The following is a 15,695-nucleotide window of genomic DNA, read 5'->3' on the forward strand; positions in this document are numbered from 1 at the left end:
GGAGGAACGCGATGAGTGGTTTTGAGGAGAAGAGAAAACGGTTTGAGTTGTTGATGAAACAGGCAGAGCTTCCAGCAGGTCTAACTGATCCCTATTTCGTGGATGGATGGATTGAACGGGTGGAGACGAATCGCAGTAACCGCGAATGGCACATCTTGATCTATAAAGATACATTGGTTCCTGCACCAATCTATCGGACATTTAGTCTGCATATTCAGGAAAAAATGAATCATATCGCCAAAATTACATTCGGCTTTAAATATACTGAAGAGCAAGTACAGCCAGGTGATATCGTTAAGGAATACTGGAATCTCTTTTTAGAGTGGGTTACCCGGGAGATTCCTTCGGTAAATGGTTGGATGAATCGCGCATCTTTAGAGTGTGAAGGTGACCTGTTGCAATTAACGATGAGTGATTCAACTTCGATGGAACTGGCTCGCAAGAAGCAGATTGATCAAGCAATTACCGCATTCTATGAAAAGTATTTCAATCTGCCACTACGCATTAAATTGCAGGTAGGCGAAGTGGGAAGTAACAGAGAGGCAATGGAGCAGTTCCAAGCTCAGAAAAAGGTGGAAGAGCGTCAAGTCATTGAACAAATGATGAGTGAGGTCACCGAAATGGAAGCTCCGGAGGAAGAAGAACAAGGCGATGTTCGTTTACAGATGGGTTACGAGATTAAAGAGCCAGCCGTACCTATGCAAGAAGTGCAGGACGAAGAGAAAAAGATTACATTACAGGGCTCGATTTTCGGTTTAGATCGCAAGGAGCTGCGCAATGGAAATACGCTCTTTACGTTCTACTTGACAGATTTTACGGATTCAATGCAAATGAAAATGTTTGCGAAAACAAAAGAGGATGTCAGAATACTGAGCCTACTTGCCAATGGTAAATGGGTGAAGGTCCGCGGACGCGTCGAATATGACCGGTTTATGCAAATTCCTGAACTGGCGATGATACCTTCCGATCTGACTGAAATTAAAGCACCTCCTTCTCGCAAAGATACGGCCCAGGAGAAGCGGGTTGAGTTTCACCTGCACTCTACGATGAGCACGATGGATGCAGTCACATCCATTGATAAATACGTGAAAACAGCTGCCGACTGGGGACATACAGCGATTGCAGTAACCGACCACGGTGGTGTTCAGGTCTATCCTGAAGCAGCAAAAGCGGCGAAGAAAAACGGGATTAAAATGATCTACGGTCTCGAGGCCAACGTCGTGAATGATTCTGTTGCCGTTGTGTTGCAGCCTCAGCCGATTGATCTGAAAACAGCAACATATATTGTATTTGATATCGAGACCACAGGTCTGTCCGTCACACAAAACAAAATCATCGAGATCGCCGCAGTAAAAATGCAAGAAGGCAAAGAAGTGGACCGTTTTGCCACATTTGTTAATCCACATGAACGCATCCCGTATAACATACAACAACTTACTAATATTACGGATGAAATGGTTAAAGATGCACCGGAACTAGAGCCGGTCATACGTGATTTTGTGGCTTTTGCAGGGGATGGAGTACTCGTTGCCCACAATGCACGCTTTGATATGGGCTTTATCCAGGCCTCGCTCAAAAATCTGGGTATGCCGGAGATGCCTAACCCTGTGCTGGATACTTTGGAATTGGCACGTCTTCTTTATCCTAAAATGAAAAATCATCGGTTGAACACGCTGGCAGACAAGTACAAAGTTGCGCTTGAAAGTCACCACCGTGCGATTGATGATACGATTGCTCTTGCCGGAATTTTAAATGGCCTTATCCAGGATGCTGCACAATTAAAAGGTTTAACAATGCTGGATCGATTAAACGATTTTGTTGGGGTAGACTTGTCCAATACACGTCCTTTCCACTGTGGGATTTATGCTTTAAATGATGTAGGAAAGAAAAACTTATACAAACTGGTTTCGCTATCCCATACGGAATACTTCAAGCGGGTTCCATGTATACCAAAGTCTAAGTTGGTAAGCTTACGAGAAGGACTAGTTGTCATATCTGGCTGTGAAAAAGGAGAGTTTTTCGAGGCTGTATTGAACAAATCAGTAGAAGAGGCGGAGGAAATCGCTGAATTTTATGACATTCTAGAGATTCAGCCTCTAACGATGTACATGCATCTGGTCGACAAAGGGCTTGTTGCCACACCGGAAGAACTGAAGCTCGCGATTCGTAAAGTCGTAGAGATTGGAGCCAAATTGAATAAACCAGTGATTGCTACAGGCAATGTGCATTATCTGGAACCAAGAGATAAAATATACCGCGATATCACGATTCATGGCATTACGGGGTTCAGTCCGCTGAAAGATCAGCGCAAACCAGATGCTCATTTTCGAACAACGACCGAAATGATCGAGGAGTTCCAGTTCCTTGGTCAAGATAAAGCATATGAGGTCGTTGTTACCAATACTATTGAGCTTGCAGAGCGTTTCGAGGAAATCAAGCTTTTCCCTGATAAGCTCTTTACCCCGATTTTAGAAGGTGCTGATGAAGAAATTCGGAATACCTGCTATAACACGGCAAAGTCCATTTATGGTGAAGATCTGCCTGAAGTCATCGTTGCCCGATTAGAAAAAGAGTTGCAGCCGATTATCAAATATGGGTTCTCAGCGAACTATCTGATCTCGGAGCGCCTGGTGAAAAAGTCAAACCAAGATGGATACTTGGTAGGTTCAAGGGGATCTGTTGGATCATCCGTCGTTGCAACCTTTTTAGGGATCTCGGAGGTTAACCCTCTGCCTGCACACTATATCTGTGTAAATCCCGAATGCAAGTACAGCGAATGGTTCCTGGACGGCAGTGTACCGAGTGGATTTGACCTTCCAGAGAAACCTTGTCCGAAATGTGGAGGTAAGCTGAAGGGCGAGGGGCAGGACATTCCGTTTGAAACATTCCTTGGTTTTAAGGGTGACAAAGTACCTGATATCGACTTGAACTTCTCGGGTGATTATCAGCCCCATGCGCATAACTATACCAAAGTACTATTTAGTGAAAAGAGCGTATTCCGGGCGGGGACGATTGGTACAGTTGCAGAGAAAACAGCATTTGGATTTGCTAAAAAATATGAAGAAGAACATCATAAAAAATGGCGCGGTGCAGAGCTGAATCGTTTAGCATCAGGGTGTACTGGTGTTAAGCGGAGTACCGGACAGCATCCCGGCGGTATTGTCGTTGTTCCGGATTATATTGAGGTGGAAGATGTTACGCCTGTTCAATACCCGGCAGATGACGTGACAGCTGAGTGGAAAACTACACACTTTGACTATCACGCGTTTGAAGAAAACCTACTGAAGCTCGATATTCTGGGTCACGATGATCCAACCATGATGAGGATGTTGCAGGATCTTACGGGTGTAGATCCAACGACCATTCCAATGAACGATCCCAAAGTAATGAGCATGTTTAACTCCACAGATGCTATTGGTGTAACCCCGGAGCAGATCCGCTCCCCTGTTGCCACCTTTGGTGTACCGGAGATGGGGACGAAATTTGTACGACAAATGCTTGTCGAATCACAGCCGTCGTCTTTTGCCGATTTGTTACAGATTTCAGGACTTTCGCACGGTACGGGAGTTTGGCTAGGAAATGCACAGGATTTAATCAAGAATGGGACATGTAACATCAAAACAGTGATCGGCTGTCGGGATGATATTATGTTGTTCCTGATCTATAAAGCGGGCATGGATGCGAGCTTGGCATTTAAAATTACGGAAAGTGTGCGTAAAGGACGGGGACTGCCGCAAGAATGGATTGATGAGATGAAAAAATGCAAGGTGCCACAGTGGTACATTGACTCTTGTCTCAAAATTCAGTACATGTTCCCGAAAGCCCACGCAGCGGCTTACGTTATTTCCGCAGTTCGTACCGCGTACTTCAAGCTGTATCACCCGATTGAGTATTATGCAACGTATTTTACTGTACGTGCAGACGAATTGGATATAGAGCTGGTGTGTCAGGGTTACGATGCCATCTATCGCAAAATTGTAGAGATTGAACAGCTCGGTTTCCAGGCGGCGCCAAAAGAAAAAAACATGCTTCCTGTTCTCGAAATGGCACTGGAGATGACAGCTCGCGGCTTCTCGCTCAAACCGATCGATCTGTATCGTTCAGAGGCAACCAAGTTTATCGTAGATGGAAATTCATTGATTCCTCCATTCTCTGCACTCGCAGGGATTGGGGATAACGCGGCACGCAACATCGCTGCTGCTCGTAATCACGGAGAATTTTTGTCGATTGAGGACTTCCAGCAGAAGTCTAAAGCGACTAAAACGATTGTGGAGTTGTTGACGAATATGGGATGCTTCCGTGGCTTGCCCGAGAGCAACCAGCTTTCCCTGTTCTAAGAGCTCACAGCAGCCATTTTGCATGTCTGAATCACTGAAGTCAGATTTTTCCTTCATTAGTGTAGCTTGTATGCTAAAGGGTGGGTTACTTGTCACTGTTACCAGACTATGTTATAATTTCTGGAGTGAACGAGATAGTACGAATTTCTGAAGAGTGGGGAAACCCACTCTTTAGTCTTTGGTATACATGAATCTTGGGTAATTAATTATCTGCCAGTAATGATTGCTGGTGTAACCTAAGTTGGAGGTTATCGGTTTTGAGCACAACAAATATTAAATCTACCGTGGAAGAAATGATCCAACCCTACTTGAATGAACAAGGCTTCGAGCTGGTTGACATCGAATACGTCAAAGAAGGCAGCAACTGGTTTTTACGGGTGTATGTCGACAAAGAGGGTGGAATCGACATCGACGATTGTGTCTTGATCAGTGAAAAGCTTAGCGCCAAGCTGGATGAGAACGATCCGATTCCATCTGTTTATTTTCTTGAAGTGTCTTCTCCTGGTGCGGAACGTCCACTGAAAAAAGCAGAGGATGTTGCCAAGTCTGTAGGTAAAAATGTATTTGTTACAACCTACGAACCGGTGAACGGAATGAAGGAGTTCGAAGGCAAGCTGATTTCCTTTGAAAACGAGGAGCTTGTCATTGAAGCAGGCAAGAAGCAGCATACCGTTTCTTATGAAAAGGTTGCCAGTGCGCGTTTGGCTATTGTGTTTTAAAAGCCTTGTTCACTTAATTAATGAAAAGACACATCTCACGTAAACGGCAAGGTGCTCACAAGTTTAGAGCCTTCGCCGTTTTACGTATGGGATGCTATGTTTGAAAGGGGGATCAACATTCATGAGTATGGATTTTATTGAAGCAATGAATGAATTGGAACGGGAAAAAGGGATCAGTAAAGATGTGCTGTTTGAAGCGATTGAGGCCGCACTTATCTCCAGTTACAAGCGTAATTTTAACACGGCACAGAATGTGCGAGTGGACATGAATCGTAATACGGGGGTTATTCGAGTATTTGCACGTAAGCTGATCGTGGAAGAAGTTCTCGATTCGCGGACTGAAATCTCATTGCCTGCTGCACGGGAGATTAACCCACACTTCCAGCTGGAAGATATTGCGGAGATCGAAGTTACACCACGTGACTTTGGACGTATTGCTGCACAGACGGCTAAACAAGTTGTTACCCAGCGGATCCGTGAGGCCGAGCGTGGTCTGATCTACAATGCTTTCGTGGATAAAGAAGAGGATATTGTTACGGGAGTAGTGCAGCGTCAGGATTTGCGCAATATCTACATCGATCTGGGCAAGATTGAAGCGGCACTGCCGTTAACCGAGTTAATGCCGAACGAGAAGTTTGTCCACGGTGATCGCATCAAAGCGTACATCACGAAGGTCGAAAATACGACTAAAGGACCGCAAATTATTTTATCCCGAACTCATCCGGGTCTGTTAAAACGACTCTTTGAGCTGGAAGTGCCTGAGATTTTCGATGGCGTAGTTGAAATTCGTTCTGTTGCCCGTGAGGCAGGATTTCGTTCCAAAATTGCTGTTCACTCCCGCAACGAGGAAGTCGATCCGGTTGGTTCTTGCGTAGGGCCAAAAGGAATGCGCGTGCAGACCATTGTGGGTGAGCTGCGCGGTGAGAAAATCGACATCGTTCGATATTCCGAACAAGTAGATGAATATGTGGCTAACGCATTGAGTCCTTCCAAAGTGCTGGAAGTTCACGTGTTCGAGGAGGAGAAGATGGCTCGGGTGATCGTTCCTGACTATCAACTGTCCCTTGCCATTGGTATTAAAGGCCAAAATGCCAGATTGGCAGCCAAATTGACAGGCTGGAAAATCGACATTAAGAGCGAGAGCCAGGCGGAGCAGGAATTCGGCAGAGAAAAAGATTCTTCTTCGGAAATGCATCAGGATTCTGTCTCCGTCGATTAAAGGAAAGCACGGGGAGGCGCTGACGTATGAAACCTAAAAAAGTGCCGCTGCGTAAGTGTGTGGCATGTCAGGAAATGATGCCCAAAAAGCAGTTGATTCGCATCGTGAAAACGCCTGAGGATGAAGTACTAATCGATTTAACCGGTAAAAAGTCTGGACGGGGTGCATATCTGTGCGGGAAAGAGTCCTGTTTCAAGCTTTCCCTCAAAAATCGCGCTCTTGATCGCGCGTTAAAGGGTAAAGTTTCGTCTGAGATCTATGAACAGCTAGCGGCTGATTTTATTGCAGTAGAGGATGAATTCATTGCTGCACAGGAGCGTGAAGATCATGAGTGATACGAAAGTACTCTCTTACCTCGGGCTTTCTATGCGTGCTGGTAAATTGCTCACAGGCGATGAGATTGTACACAAGGCGGTCCGTTCAGGCGAAGCCAAAATGGTTATTGTTGCAGGTGACGCCTCACCAAATACACAAAAGAAATTTCGCGACAAATGTGCTACTTACAAGGTTCCGCTTCTTATCGGATTGGATCGTGATCGTATAGGGTCAAGTATCGGTAAAGACACGCGGGTGGTTCTTGCGGTAACAGACCTTGGGTTTGCAAAAATGATCTCCAAACAAGTCGGTATAATGTCGGAGGTGGAGTATATTGAGTAAACAGGAAAACAAGGAAAAATTGCGAGTTTATGAATATGCAAAGTCCCTTAACATGAGTAGTAAGGAAATTATAACCATTCTTAAAAAACTGGATATTCCTGTTAACAATCATATGAGTGTAATGGAGAATGGTTCCGTCGGCAAAGTGGAACAATTTTTTAAAGATATTAAATCCACAGCTGCCTCGAAACAAGGGAATGAAGCCAAGCCGGTTTCAACTTCGGCGGTGCGCAGTGACAAACCAGTGGACAGCAACAAGCCGGGCGGCGGAGTGAACACGCCGAATAACAGTAATACAACCGGTAGTCCCGTACAAACAAAAATACAACAGGAAAAGCAGGTAGGTATGAACAATAGAACAAGTTCCAATAATAACAATGGCGCTCAGAGACCAAGCGGCCAAGATAGCCGTAACAGAACAACAAATTCCCAAGGCTCAAGCCAAGGGGGACAATCAGGAAATCGCCCAAGACCAGCTTCAGGTGGTCAAGGTAACGCAGGGTCCCGTCCACAAGGAGCGGGTCAACGTACCAATAATAGCAGCGGTCCTAACAGAAACGCAGGCCCGAGTGGTAGTAACGCTGGAAACAGCGGGAACCGTAGTGGCGGACAAAGCCAAGGACAAGGTGGCGGCCAACGCAGAGGTGGTCAAGGAAACACTGGAAATAACAATGGTAACCGTTCCAATAGTGGCGGTGGTGGAAGACGCTTCGACGACAATCGTGGCGGCGGTAACTTCCGTAATAACCGTGGTGGTAAGAACAATCGCAACAGAAATCAGCAACAGTATGTACAACGTGAGAAAATCGATAATACACCGAAGAAAATTATCGTTCGTGGTGACATGACTGTTGGCGAAACAGCGAAACTTCTTCATAAAGATGCTTCAGAGGTCATTAAAAAGCTTATCGGTATGGGTGTTATGGCAACCATTAACCAAGAGCTCGACATTGATACCATTCTCTTGCTTGCAGGTGAATTCGGTGTTGAAGTTGAAGTGAAGATCGTTCTTGAAGATGATCGTTTCGAAACCTTGGAAGAGAATGATGATCCTGCAGATCTTCAGTCTCGTCCTCCAGTTGTGACAATCATGGGACACGTTGACCATGGTAAAACAACATTGCTGGATGCTATTCGCTCTACGAATGTATCTGACGGAGAAGCTGGCGGAATCACTCAGCATATCGGTGCTTATCAGGTAGAGATTAACAGCAAGAAAATTACGTTTTTGGATACTCCAGGTCACGAAGCCTTTACAGCGATGCGTGCACGTGGAGCACAAGTTACAGATATGACGATTATCGTTGTAGCTGCCGATGATGGTGTAATGCCACAAACGGTTGAGGCGATTAATCATGCCAAAGCCGCTGGCCTACCGATTATCGTTGCTGTTAATAAAATTGACAAACCTAGTGCGGATCCTGACAAAGTGAAACAGGAACTGACGAACTATGAACTCGTTCCAGAAGAGTGGGGCGGGGACACCATCTTCGTGAACGTATCTGCGAAACAAAGAATGGGTCTGGAAGATTTGCTGGAAATGATTTTGCTCGTTGCTGAAGTTAATGAGTACAAAGCAAATCCTGATAAACGTGCCCGTGGTACAGTAATTGAAGCCGAGCTGGATAAAGGTCGCGGTCCTGTTGCCCGTATTCTTGTACAACACGGTACGTTGAAAGTCGGAGATGCGTTTGTTGCGGGGAACTGCTTCGGTCGTGTACGTGCAATGGTCAACGATAAAGGCCGTCGATTGAAAGAAGCAGGACCATCTACTCCTGTGGAAATTACGGGTCTGACTGAAGTTCCAGGTGCGGGAGATCCATTCATGGTGTTTGAAGATGAACGTAAAGCTCGTTCTATCGCAGACAAACGTGCGATTACACAACGTGAATCTGACCTGGGTACAAATACACGTGTAACGCTGGATGATCTGTTCCAACACATCAAAGATGGTGAGATCAAAGATTTGAACGTGATCATTAAAGGTGATGTTCAAGGTTCAGTCGAGGCGCTTAAAGGTTCCCTCGCCAAGATCGAGGTTGAAGGCGTACGAGTGAAGATTATTCACAGTGGTGCTGGTGCGATTACTGAATCCGACATTATTTTGGCAGCAGCTTCTAACGCCATCGTGATCGGTTTCAACGTACGTCCTGAAAATCAGGCGAAAATCACTGCAGATCAAGAGCAAGTAGACATTCGTCTGCACCGCGTCATCTACAGTGTTATCGAGGAGATTGAACAAGCGATGAAAGGGATGCTTGATCCGATCTACAAAGAAAAAGTGATCGGTCATGCTGAAGTTCGGAATACCTTCTCCATCAGTAAAGTGGGTACTATTGCAGGGTGTATGGTTACTTCCGGTAAAATTACCCGTTCAGCGGAAGCTCGCCTGATTCGTGATGGCATCGTGCTTTACGAAGGTAAACTGGATTCCCTGAAACGTTATAAAGATGATGCCAAGGAAGTGGCTCAAGGCTACGAGTGTGGTATTACATTGGATAACTACAACGATCTTAAGGAAGGCGACGTTATTGAAGCCTTCATTATGGAGACCGTACAACGATAAGCAAGGAAGTATGAGGTGAACAACAATGGCTAAGATTCGTACAGGTAGAGTGGGCGAGCAGATCAAGAAAGAATTAAGTCTGCTGATCCAGTCAGAACTGAAAGATCCACGTATCGGTTTTATTACCGTAACGGGAGTTGAAGTGACTGGCGACTTGTCGCAAGCCAAAGTTTATCTGAGTGTCTTTGGTGAACAGGAACAGAAGGATAACTCGCTAAAGGCACTTGCCAAAGCAAGCGGGTTTCTGCGCACGGAGCTCGGTAAACGAATCCGTTTTCGTCATGTTCCCGAGTTGATATTCAAGATCGACGAATCGATTGCATACGGCAGCCGAATCGAAAAGCTGCTTGGCGATATTGGTTCCGACAAAAACGAATCCCAGTAACAGAATAGAGGAGACGGCAATGCACACTTATGAACAGGCGCTTCAGGCAGGAAAACAATTCTTGCTGGAGCATGACGATTACCTGGTCGTGTCGCATGTACAGCCGGACGGTGACGCAGTCAGCTCGACGGTAACGGTGGGCTGGCTGCTGTCATGTCTGGGGAAAAAATTCACCATGATCAATGAAGGTGAAATTCCGCAGCGCATGCGTTTTTTGTGGCAAGCGGATACGATTGTGAACATGACCGAACACCCTCCAGAACGCAAGTATAATGCGATCATCTGTGTAGATTGCGCTGACTTTGCTAGAGTGGGGCTTACACGTCATTATTTTGAAGAAGACGCAGTTATTTTGAATATTGATCATCATCCTACTAATAACGGGTATGGAGCAGTAAACATCATTAAACCTGATGCAGCAGCAACAGCCGAAATTTTGTTTGAATTGCTGCAACGCTTCGATATTACATGGGATAAGGAAATCGCTACGGCAGTATACACAGGTCTGCTAACAGACACGGGCGGCTTCCGATATGCGAATACGAGTCCGAATGTAATGGCTGTGGCTTCCCAACTGCTGAAACATGGTGTAGATGGACCATATCTTGCACAATCGCTATTGGAAGAGTTGACTCTTCCGCAAATTCACATTTTGAATAAGGCGCTCTCATCTCTACAGATGTCGGAAGATGGTAAAATAGCTTGGGTCGTTATTACACCAGAAGATATGCAAGAATGTAAAGCAGCCAACGAAGATTTGGAAGGGATCGTCAACTATACTCGTAACATTCGTGGGGTAGAAGTTGGTATCTTTTTTAAAGTAATCAACGATAATGCAGTTAAGGTGTCTATGCGCTCAGCGGGCAAAATAGATGTGGCAGCGTTGGCGCAGACCTTTGGTGGTGGCGGACATGTTCTCGCAGCGGGATGCCGACTGGAAGGTAAATTGGAAGATATCGTGCAAAACGTTCTGAAGCAGGTGAGAGCACAATGGTAAAATCATTTGAAGGTGTGCTGCCCGTATATAAACCCGCGGGATTCACTTCTCATGATGTTGTCGCTAAAATGCGCGGGATTTTAAAGATGAAGCGTATTGGTCATACAGGTACTCTCGATCCGCAGGTTACTGGAGTTCTTCCACTCTGCCTTGGACGAGCGACAAGGGTCGTGGAGTATATGCAAGAACTGCCGAAGGAATATATGGCGACGCTAAGACTAGGTTTGGCTACGGACACAGAGGACTTGACTGGTGAAGTCATTGAGCGTACTGAATCTGCTGTAGAGGTCACACAGGATCAGGTTCAGCAAGTGTTGGAAAGGTTCCTGGGTACGATTTCGCAAGTGCCGCCGATGTATTCTGCGGTAAAAGTAGATGGAAAACGATTGTACGAGCTTGCGCGTGAAGGCAAGACCGTTGAGCGTAAGAGCCGGGAAGTGACGATTTACGAACTTGAACTTACGGGGATCGAAATTCATAATGGCATAACGGATATATCGTTCCGCGCCTTGTGCTCCAAAGGTACGTATATCCGTACCTTGTGTGTAGACATCGGCCGTGCGCTTGGATTTCCATCTACCATGGTTAAGCTGGAACGAACGATATCAGCAGGAATATCTGCCGATCGCTGTCTACGTATAGAAGAAGTGCAGCAGCTCATGAACGAAGGAACGTTGGCAGAAGCACTGATTCCTGTTGATGAAGCCATTTCTTCGATTCCCGCCCACAACGTTGGAGAGGAACAGACGAAGGGGGCTCTACAAGGCCAAAAGCTGTCTGCACGTCTGTTGGATCCACCTGTGGAGAAGCCAGGACTTCTGCGTTTGTATGCTCAGGATGGAACGTTTCTAGGGATATTTGAGCGGGATGAATTGAAACCAACCGTAAGGGCTGTTAAAGTCTTCTTACCGGAATAATAAGGTACCGGGCTTGGAGTGAGGACGAGGTTCAAGCTTGGCCCATCAAGTGAAATGCAGGTGAATGATTGTGAAAACCGTAATGCTAACCTATCCGCAGACATTACAATCAGCGGAATTGATTACACATCCCCAAGTGCTGGCAATCGGTCAATTTGACGGGTTGCATCTCGGACATGCAAGCGTCATTCTATCGGCTGTTCGCATTGCAAGGGAAACGGGTATGAAGTCAGCCGTCATGACTTTCCATCCACACCCGAAGGAAGTTATGCGTAAAGGAGATTACGAGGGTTACCTGACGCCTCTCAGGGACAAAGAAGAGATTTTGGCTGGGATGGGTGTAGACGTTCTTTATGTCGTTGAGTTCAATGAGCAATTTTCAAAGCTCACACCAGTCCAGTTTGTTCATGAATTGCTGCTTCCTCTCCAGACACGTACAGCTGTTGTCGGATTTGATTTTCGTTTTGGTCACCAAGGTGCGGGAGATGAGCAGATGCTGCGCACAATAGGGGATGGAGATATGAAGGTTGAGACAGTCCCCCCCTTCCTGCTTGGAGGAGAGAAGGTGAGCAGTTCGCTGATTCGTGCACTTTTGAAGCGGGGCGAGATGGATGAGGCAAGCCAGTGGCTCGGGCGTCCTTACAGTGTCAGAGGTACTGTGATTCACGGAGAGAAACGGGGGCGGACAATTGGTTTTCCTACCGCTAATCTTGAACTTGTTGACCATTATGTTACGCCGGCCAAAGGCGTTTATGCGGTGAAAGTATATTTTGGGGATCAAGAACTTGCAGGTGTGATGAACTTGGGTGTAAAACCGACCTTTCACGAGAACGGAATGAGACCGACCTACGAAGTGCATCTGCTTGATTTTGACGGCCAAATTTATGATCGGGAACTGAAAGTGGAATTAGTGCACTACATTCGAAACGAACAAAAATTTGGCTCAATTGATGCCTTGATTGCTCAGATTCGAGAAGATGCCTTGACTGCTGCTCACTTACTGTCCTAAAAATAATAAAGTTTATGTATACATTTACTTTGTCCAGGCAACTATGGTATAATGTACTACGTTGTCGATAGTGATGACATTAACCTTAGCTTGGTTACACGCTCTCACCGGCGGTGACGAGGCTAACGGCGATTATAATGAAGGAGGTGAATAGGATGGCATTGACTCAAGAACGTAAACAACAACTGATCGACGAGCACAAAACTCATGAGTCCGATACTGGATCACCTGAGGTGCAAGTTGCTATCCTTACGGAAAACATCAGAAGTTTGACAGATCACTTGCGTACGCACAAGAAAGACCACCACTCACGTCGTGGACTTTTGAAAATGGTAGGTCAACGTCGTAAGCTTTTGGCTTACGTGAAAAACAAAGATGTTAAACGTTACAGCGCACTGATCGAAAAACTCGGATTGCGTCGTTAATTATCGTACATGTTTTCAAAATCAACCTGGCTGTTATCCGCATTTCTTGTGCCTAACAAGACAAGCGGAGCTTACAGCCGGGTTGTTTTGTAGATGAACATGTTGCCATATATTTGTAGCTAAGGGCTCCGCAAGGAGCTTTTGTTTTGCAAGTCAGCCTGCACAACGTCTTTCTATAGTTAATGAATGATGGACAAGCAGGAAATACTGTGAATATGCAGAATCCATTGTGAATAGGAACGAATTAAAGGAGGAATCTCATGGAACAGCGTGTTGAAATGCAGCTTGGCGGAAGAAAGCTTACGCTTGAAACCGGGCGTTTGGCCAAGCAGGCGAATGCTGCCGTTAAGGTAACATACGGAGATACCGTAGTATTGTGTACCGTGACAGCATCAAGTGAACCGAAGGATCTGGACTTTTTCCCACTGACGGTGAACTATGAAGAAAGATTGTATGCAGTAGGGAAAATTCCGGGTGGATTTATCAAGCGCGAAGGTAGACCATCTGAAAAAGCGATTTTGGCAAGCCGTCTAACAGACCGTCCGATTCGCCCATTGTTCCCCGAAGGTTTCCGTAATGATGTTCAAGTGCTGAACATTGTTATGAGTGTGGATCAAGACTGCGAACCTCAGATCGCTGCAATGATTGGTACCTCAGCAGCACTGAGCATTTCGGATGTACCTTTCAGTGGTCCAATTGGTGGAGTTAAGGTTGGACGTATTGATGGTGAATTCATCATCAACCCTACCATTGCACAGCTTGAAGTCAGTGACATCGAACTGGTTGTTGCCGGAACTAGAGATGCCATCATGATGGTTGAAGCTGAAGCGAATGAAGTATCAGAAGAAGTGATGCTCGAAGCAATTATGTTTGGACATGACGAGATCAAAAATATTGTTACCGTTATCGAACAACTCGTACAGGTAGCAGGCAAAGAGAAAATGGAAGTTAAACTCCATGCCGTGAATGCAGAAGTAAATAGCAGTGTTCGTGAGTATGCAAGTGCTCGTTTGGTGGAAGCTGTTAAAATTGCTGAGAAACATGCGCGTCAGGATGCTATTGATGCAGTGAATGACGAAACGGTTGCTCACTTCGAAGAGAAGTATCTTGAAACTCCTGAATTGCTCAAAGATGTGAAAGAAGTGCTGCACGATATCGTAAAAGAAGAAGTGCGCCGTCTGATCACTCACGATAAAGTTCGTCCAGATGGACGTGGATTAGCTGAGATTCGTCCAATTGAATGTGACACGTCCCTGCTTCCACGTACACATGGTTCAGGTCTGTTCACACGTGGACAAACACAAGCACTGAGCGTTTGTACTTTGGGTGCACTTGGTGATGTTCAAATTTTGGATGGCATCAGTTTGGAAGAAACGAAACGTTTCATGCACCACTATAACTTCCCGCCGTTCAGCGTAGGTGAGGCTCGTCCGCTTCGTGCGCCAGGACGTCGTGAAATCGGGCATGGTGCGCTGGGTGAGCGTGCGTTGTCCAAAGTAATTCCTTCTGAAACGGATTTCCCGTACACGATTCGTTTGGTGTCTGAGGTGTTGGAATCCAACGGTTCTACATCCCAAGCAAGTATCTGTGCGAGTACACTTGCAATGATGGACGCAGGTGTACCAATCAAAGCTCCTGTAGCGGGTGTGGCGATGGGTCTGATTAAAGATGGAGAGCATGTATCTATTCTGAGTGATATTCAAGGTATGGAAGATCACCTGGGGGATATGGACTTCAAAGTAGCCGGAACACCGGAAGGCGTAACAGCTATTCAAATGGATATCAAAATTGATGGCATTGACCGTCAAATTTTGTCCGAAGCTTTGGCTCAAGCGAAAGAAGGACGTATGCACATTTTGGATAAAATGACCGAGGTGATGAAAACACCACGTGAGCAATTGTCCCAATATGCACCTAAGATTACAACAATGCACATCAACCCGGATAAAATCCGTGACGTGATCGGTGCTGGCGGTAAAATCATCAATAAAATCATCGAAGAAACCGGTGTTAAAATTGATATCGAGCAGGATGGACGCGTCTTTATCGCTTCTTCCAACCAGGAGATGAATGATAAAGCCAAAGCCATTATCGAAGGAATTGTACGTGAAGTACTGGTTGGTGAGATCTATGTCGGCAAAGTAAAACGCGTAGAAAAATTCGGTGCGTTTGTTGAAGTACTGCCAAACAAAGAAGGTCTGGTACACATCTCTCAACTGTCCACAGAGCGTGTAGCAAAAGTGGAAGATGTTGTAGCTATCGGTGATTCCATTACGGTGAAAGTCACTGAAATTGATCCGCAAGGTCGAATCAATTTGTCCCGTAAAGCAGTATTGACTGCTGAAGCTCCTGCGCAATCGTAGGATGCTGAAGTTTAAATCTCATAGGTAAGATTGAATGAAGAGACAGAATGCGAATTTCTGGCTCTTTTTTTAACGTTCAAAAAATCAAAATACATCTTTCC

Annotated in this window: 12 protein-coding genes; all 12 read left to right on the forward strand. The window is 45.7% G+C overall.

Annotated features, from left to right (window positions below; all coding sequences use genetic code 11):
• The first annotated feature begins 11 nt into the window (after positions 1 to 11).
• The 12 genes from PQG66_RS03465 (at position 12) to pnp (ending at position 15,594) form a co-directional block, all read left to right on the forward strand.
• Entirely contained in the window at positions 12 to 4,337 is a 4,326-nt protein-coding gene (locus tag PQG66_RS03465) for a PolC-type DNA polymerase III (protein WP_272035133.1), read from the forward strand.
• A 257-nt stretch (positions 4,338 to 4,594) separates the two neighbouring features.
• On the forward strand, positions 4,595 to 5,056 hold the full coding sequence (gene rimP / locus PQG66_RS03470; protein WP_272035135.1) for a ribosome maturation factor RimP: 462 nt from the start codon (positions 4,595 to 4,597) through the stop codon (positions 5,054 to 5,056).
• A gap of 121 nt (positions 5,057 to 5,177) precedes the next feature.
• Positions 5,178 to 6,275 (forward strand): transcription termination factor NusA, encoded by a 1,098-nt coding sequence (gene nusA / locus PQG66_RS03475; protein ID WP_272035137.1) that lies wholly within the window; start codon positions 5,178 to 5,180, stop codon positions 6,273 to 6,275.
• A gap of 26 nt (positions 6,276 to 6,301) precedes the next feature.
• Entirely contained in the window at positions 6,302 to 6,610 is a 309-nt protein-coding gene (gene rnpM, locus PQG66_RS03480; protein WP_272035139.1) for an RNase P modulator RnpM, read from the forward strand.
• Positions 6,603 to 6,932 (forward strand): L7Ae/L30e/S12e/Gadd45 family ribosomal protein, encoded by a 330-nt coding sequence (locus PQG66_RS03485; RefSeq protein ID WP_272035142.1) that lies wholly within the window; start codon positions 6,603 to 6,605, stop codon positions 6,930 to 6,932. The genes rnpM and PQG66_RS03485 overlap by 8 nt, the downstream gene beginning before the upstream one ends.
• Positions 6,925 to 9,498: a translation initiation factor IF-2 gene (infB, locus tag PQG66_RS03490; RefSeq protein ID WP_272035144.1), complete on the forward strand. Its 2,574-nt coding sequence runs from the start codon at positions 6,925 to 6,927 to the stop codon at positions 9,496 to 9,498. Before PQG66_RS03485 ends, infB begins: the two co-directional genes overlap by 8 nt.
• A 25-nt stretch (positions 9,499 to 9,523) precedes the next feature.
• Complete coding sequence (gene rbfA / locus PQG66_RS03495) at positions 9,524 to 9,883, forward strand: 30S ribosome-binding factor RbfA (protein ID WP_272035146.1); 360 nt, start codon at positions 9,524 to 9,526, stop codon at positions 9,881 to 9,883.
• Between the two features lie 19 nt (positions 9,884 to 9,902).
• Complete coding sequence (locus PQG66_RS03500) at positions 9,903 to 10,880, forward strand: DHH family phosphoesterase (RefSeq protein ID WP_272035148.1); 978 nt, start codon at positions 9,903 to 9,905, stop codon at positions 10,878 to 10,880.
• Positions 10,874 to 11,797, forward strand: a complete 924-nt coding sequence (truB, locus tag PQG66_RS03505; RefSeq protein WP_272035150.1) for a tRNA pseudouridine(55) synthase TruB — start codon at positions 10,874 to 10,876, stop codon at positions 11,795 to 11,797. Before PQG66_RS03500 ends, truB begins: the two co-directional genes overlap by 7 nt.
• A gap of 70 nt (positions 11,798 to 11,867) precedes the next feature.
• Positions 11,868 to 12,806, forward strand: a complete 939-nt coding sequence (locus tag PQG66_RS03510) for a bifunctional riboflavin kinase/FMN adenylyltransferase (protein ID WP_442955001.1) — start codon at positions 11,868 to 11,870, stop codon at positions 12,804 to 12,806.
• A gap of 155 nt (positions 12,807 to 12,961) precedes the next feature.
• Positions 12,962 to 13,231 carry a 30S ribosomal protein S15 gene (gene rpsO / locus PQG66_RS03515; RefSeq protein WP_056700672.1) on the forward strand — a complete coding sequence of 90 codons (270 nt, stop codon included), beginning with the start codon at positions 12,962 to 12,964 and terminating at the stop codon, positions 13,229 to 13,231.
• Between the two features lie 260 nt (positions 13,232 to 13,491).
• On the forward strand, positions 13,492 to 15,594 hold the full coding sequence (pnp, locus tag PQG66_RS03520) for a polyribonucleotide nucleotidyltransferase (RefSeq protein WP_272035160.1): 2,103 nt from the start codon (positions 13,492 to 13,494) through the stop codon (positions 15,592 to 15,594).
• The last annotated feature ends 101 nt before the right edge of the window (positions 15,595 to 15,695 follow it).

The sequence above is a fragment of the Paenibacillus sp. JJ-100 genome (assembly GCF_948329825.1).
In the GTDB taxonomy this organism is placed as follows: domain Bacteria; phylum Bacillota; class Bacilli; order Paenibacillales; family Paenibacillaceae; genus Paenibacillus.

Coding starts and splice junctions, on each gene's coding strand:
- rnpM (WP_272035139.1), top strand. CDS start 6,302: ATGAAACCTAAAAAAGTGCCGCTGCGTAAGTGTGTGGCATGTCAGGAA.
- nusA (WP_272035137.1), top strand. CDS start 5,178: ATGAGTATGGATTTTATTGAAGCAATGAATGAATTGGAACGGGAAAAA.
- PQG66_RS03500 (WP_272035148.1), top strand. CDS start 9,903: ATGCACACTTATGAACAGGCGCTTCAGGCAGGAAAACAATTCTTGCTG.
- pnp (WP_272035160.1), top strand. CDS start 13,492: ATGGAACAGCGTGTTGAAATGCAGCTTGGCGGAAGAAAGCTTACGCTT.
- PQG66_RS03465 (WP_272035133.1), top strand. CDS start 12: ATGAGTGGTTTTGAGGAGAAGAGAAAACGGTTTGAGTTGTTGATGAAA.
- truB (WP_272035150.1), top strand. CDS start 10,874: ATGGTAAAATCATTTGAAGGTGTGCTGCCCGTATATAAACCCGCGGGA.
- rbfA (WP_272035146.1), top strand. CDS start 9,524: ATGGCTAAGATTCGTACAGGTAGAGTGGGCGAGCAGATCAAGAAAGAA.
- PQG66_RS03485 (WP_272035142.1), top strand. CDS start 6,603: ATGAGTGATACGAAAGTACTCTCTTACCTCGGGCTTTCTATGCGTGCT.
- rpsO (WP_056700672.1), top strand. CDS start 12,962: ATGGCATTGACTCAAGAACGTAAACAACAACTGATCGACGAGCACAAA.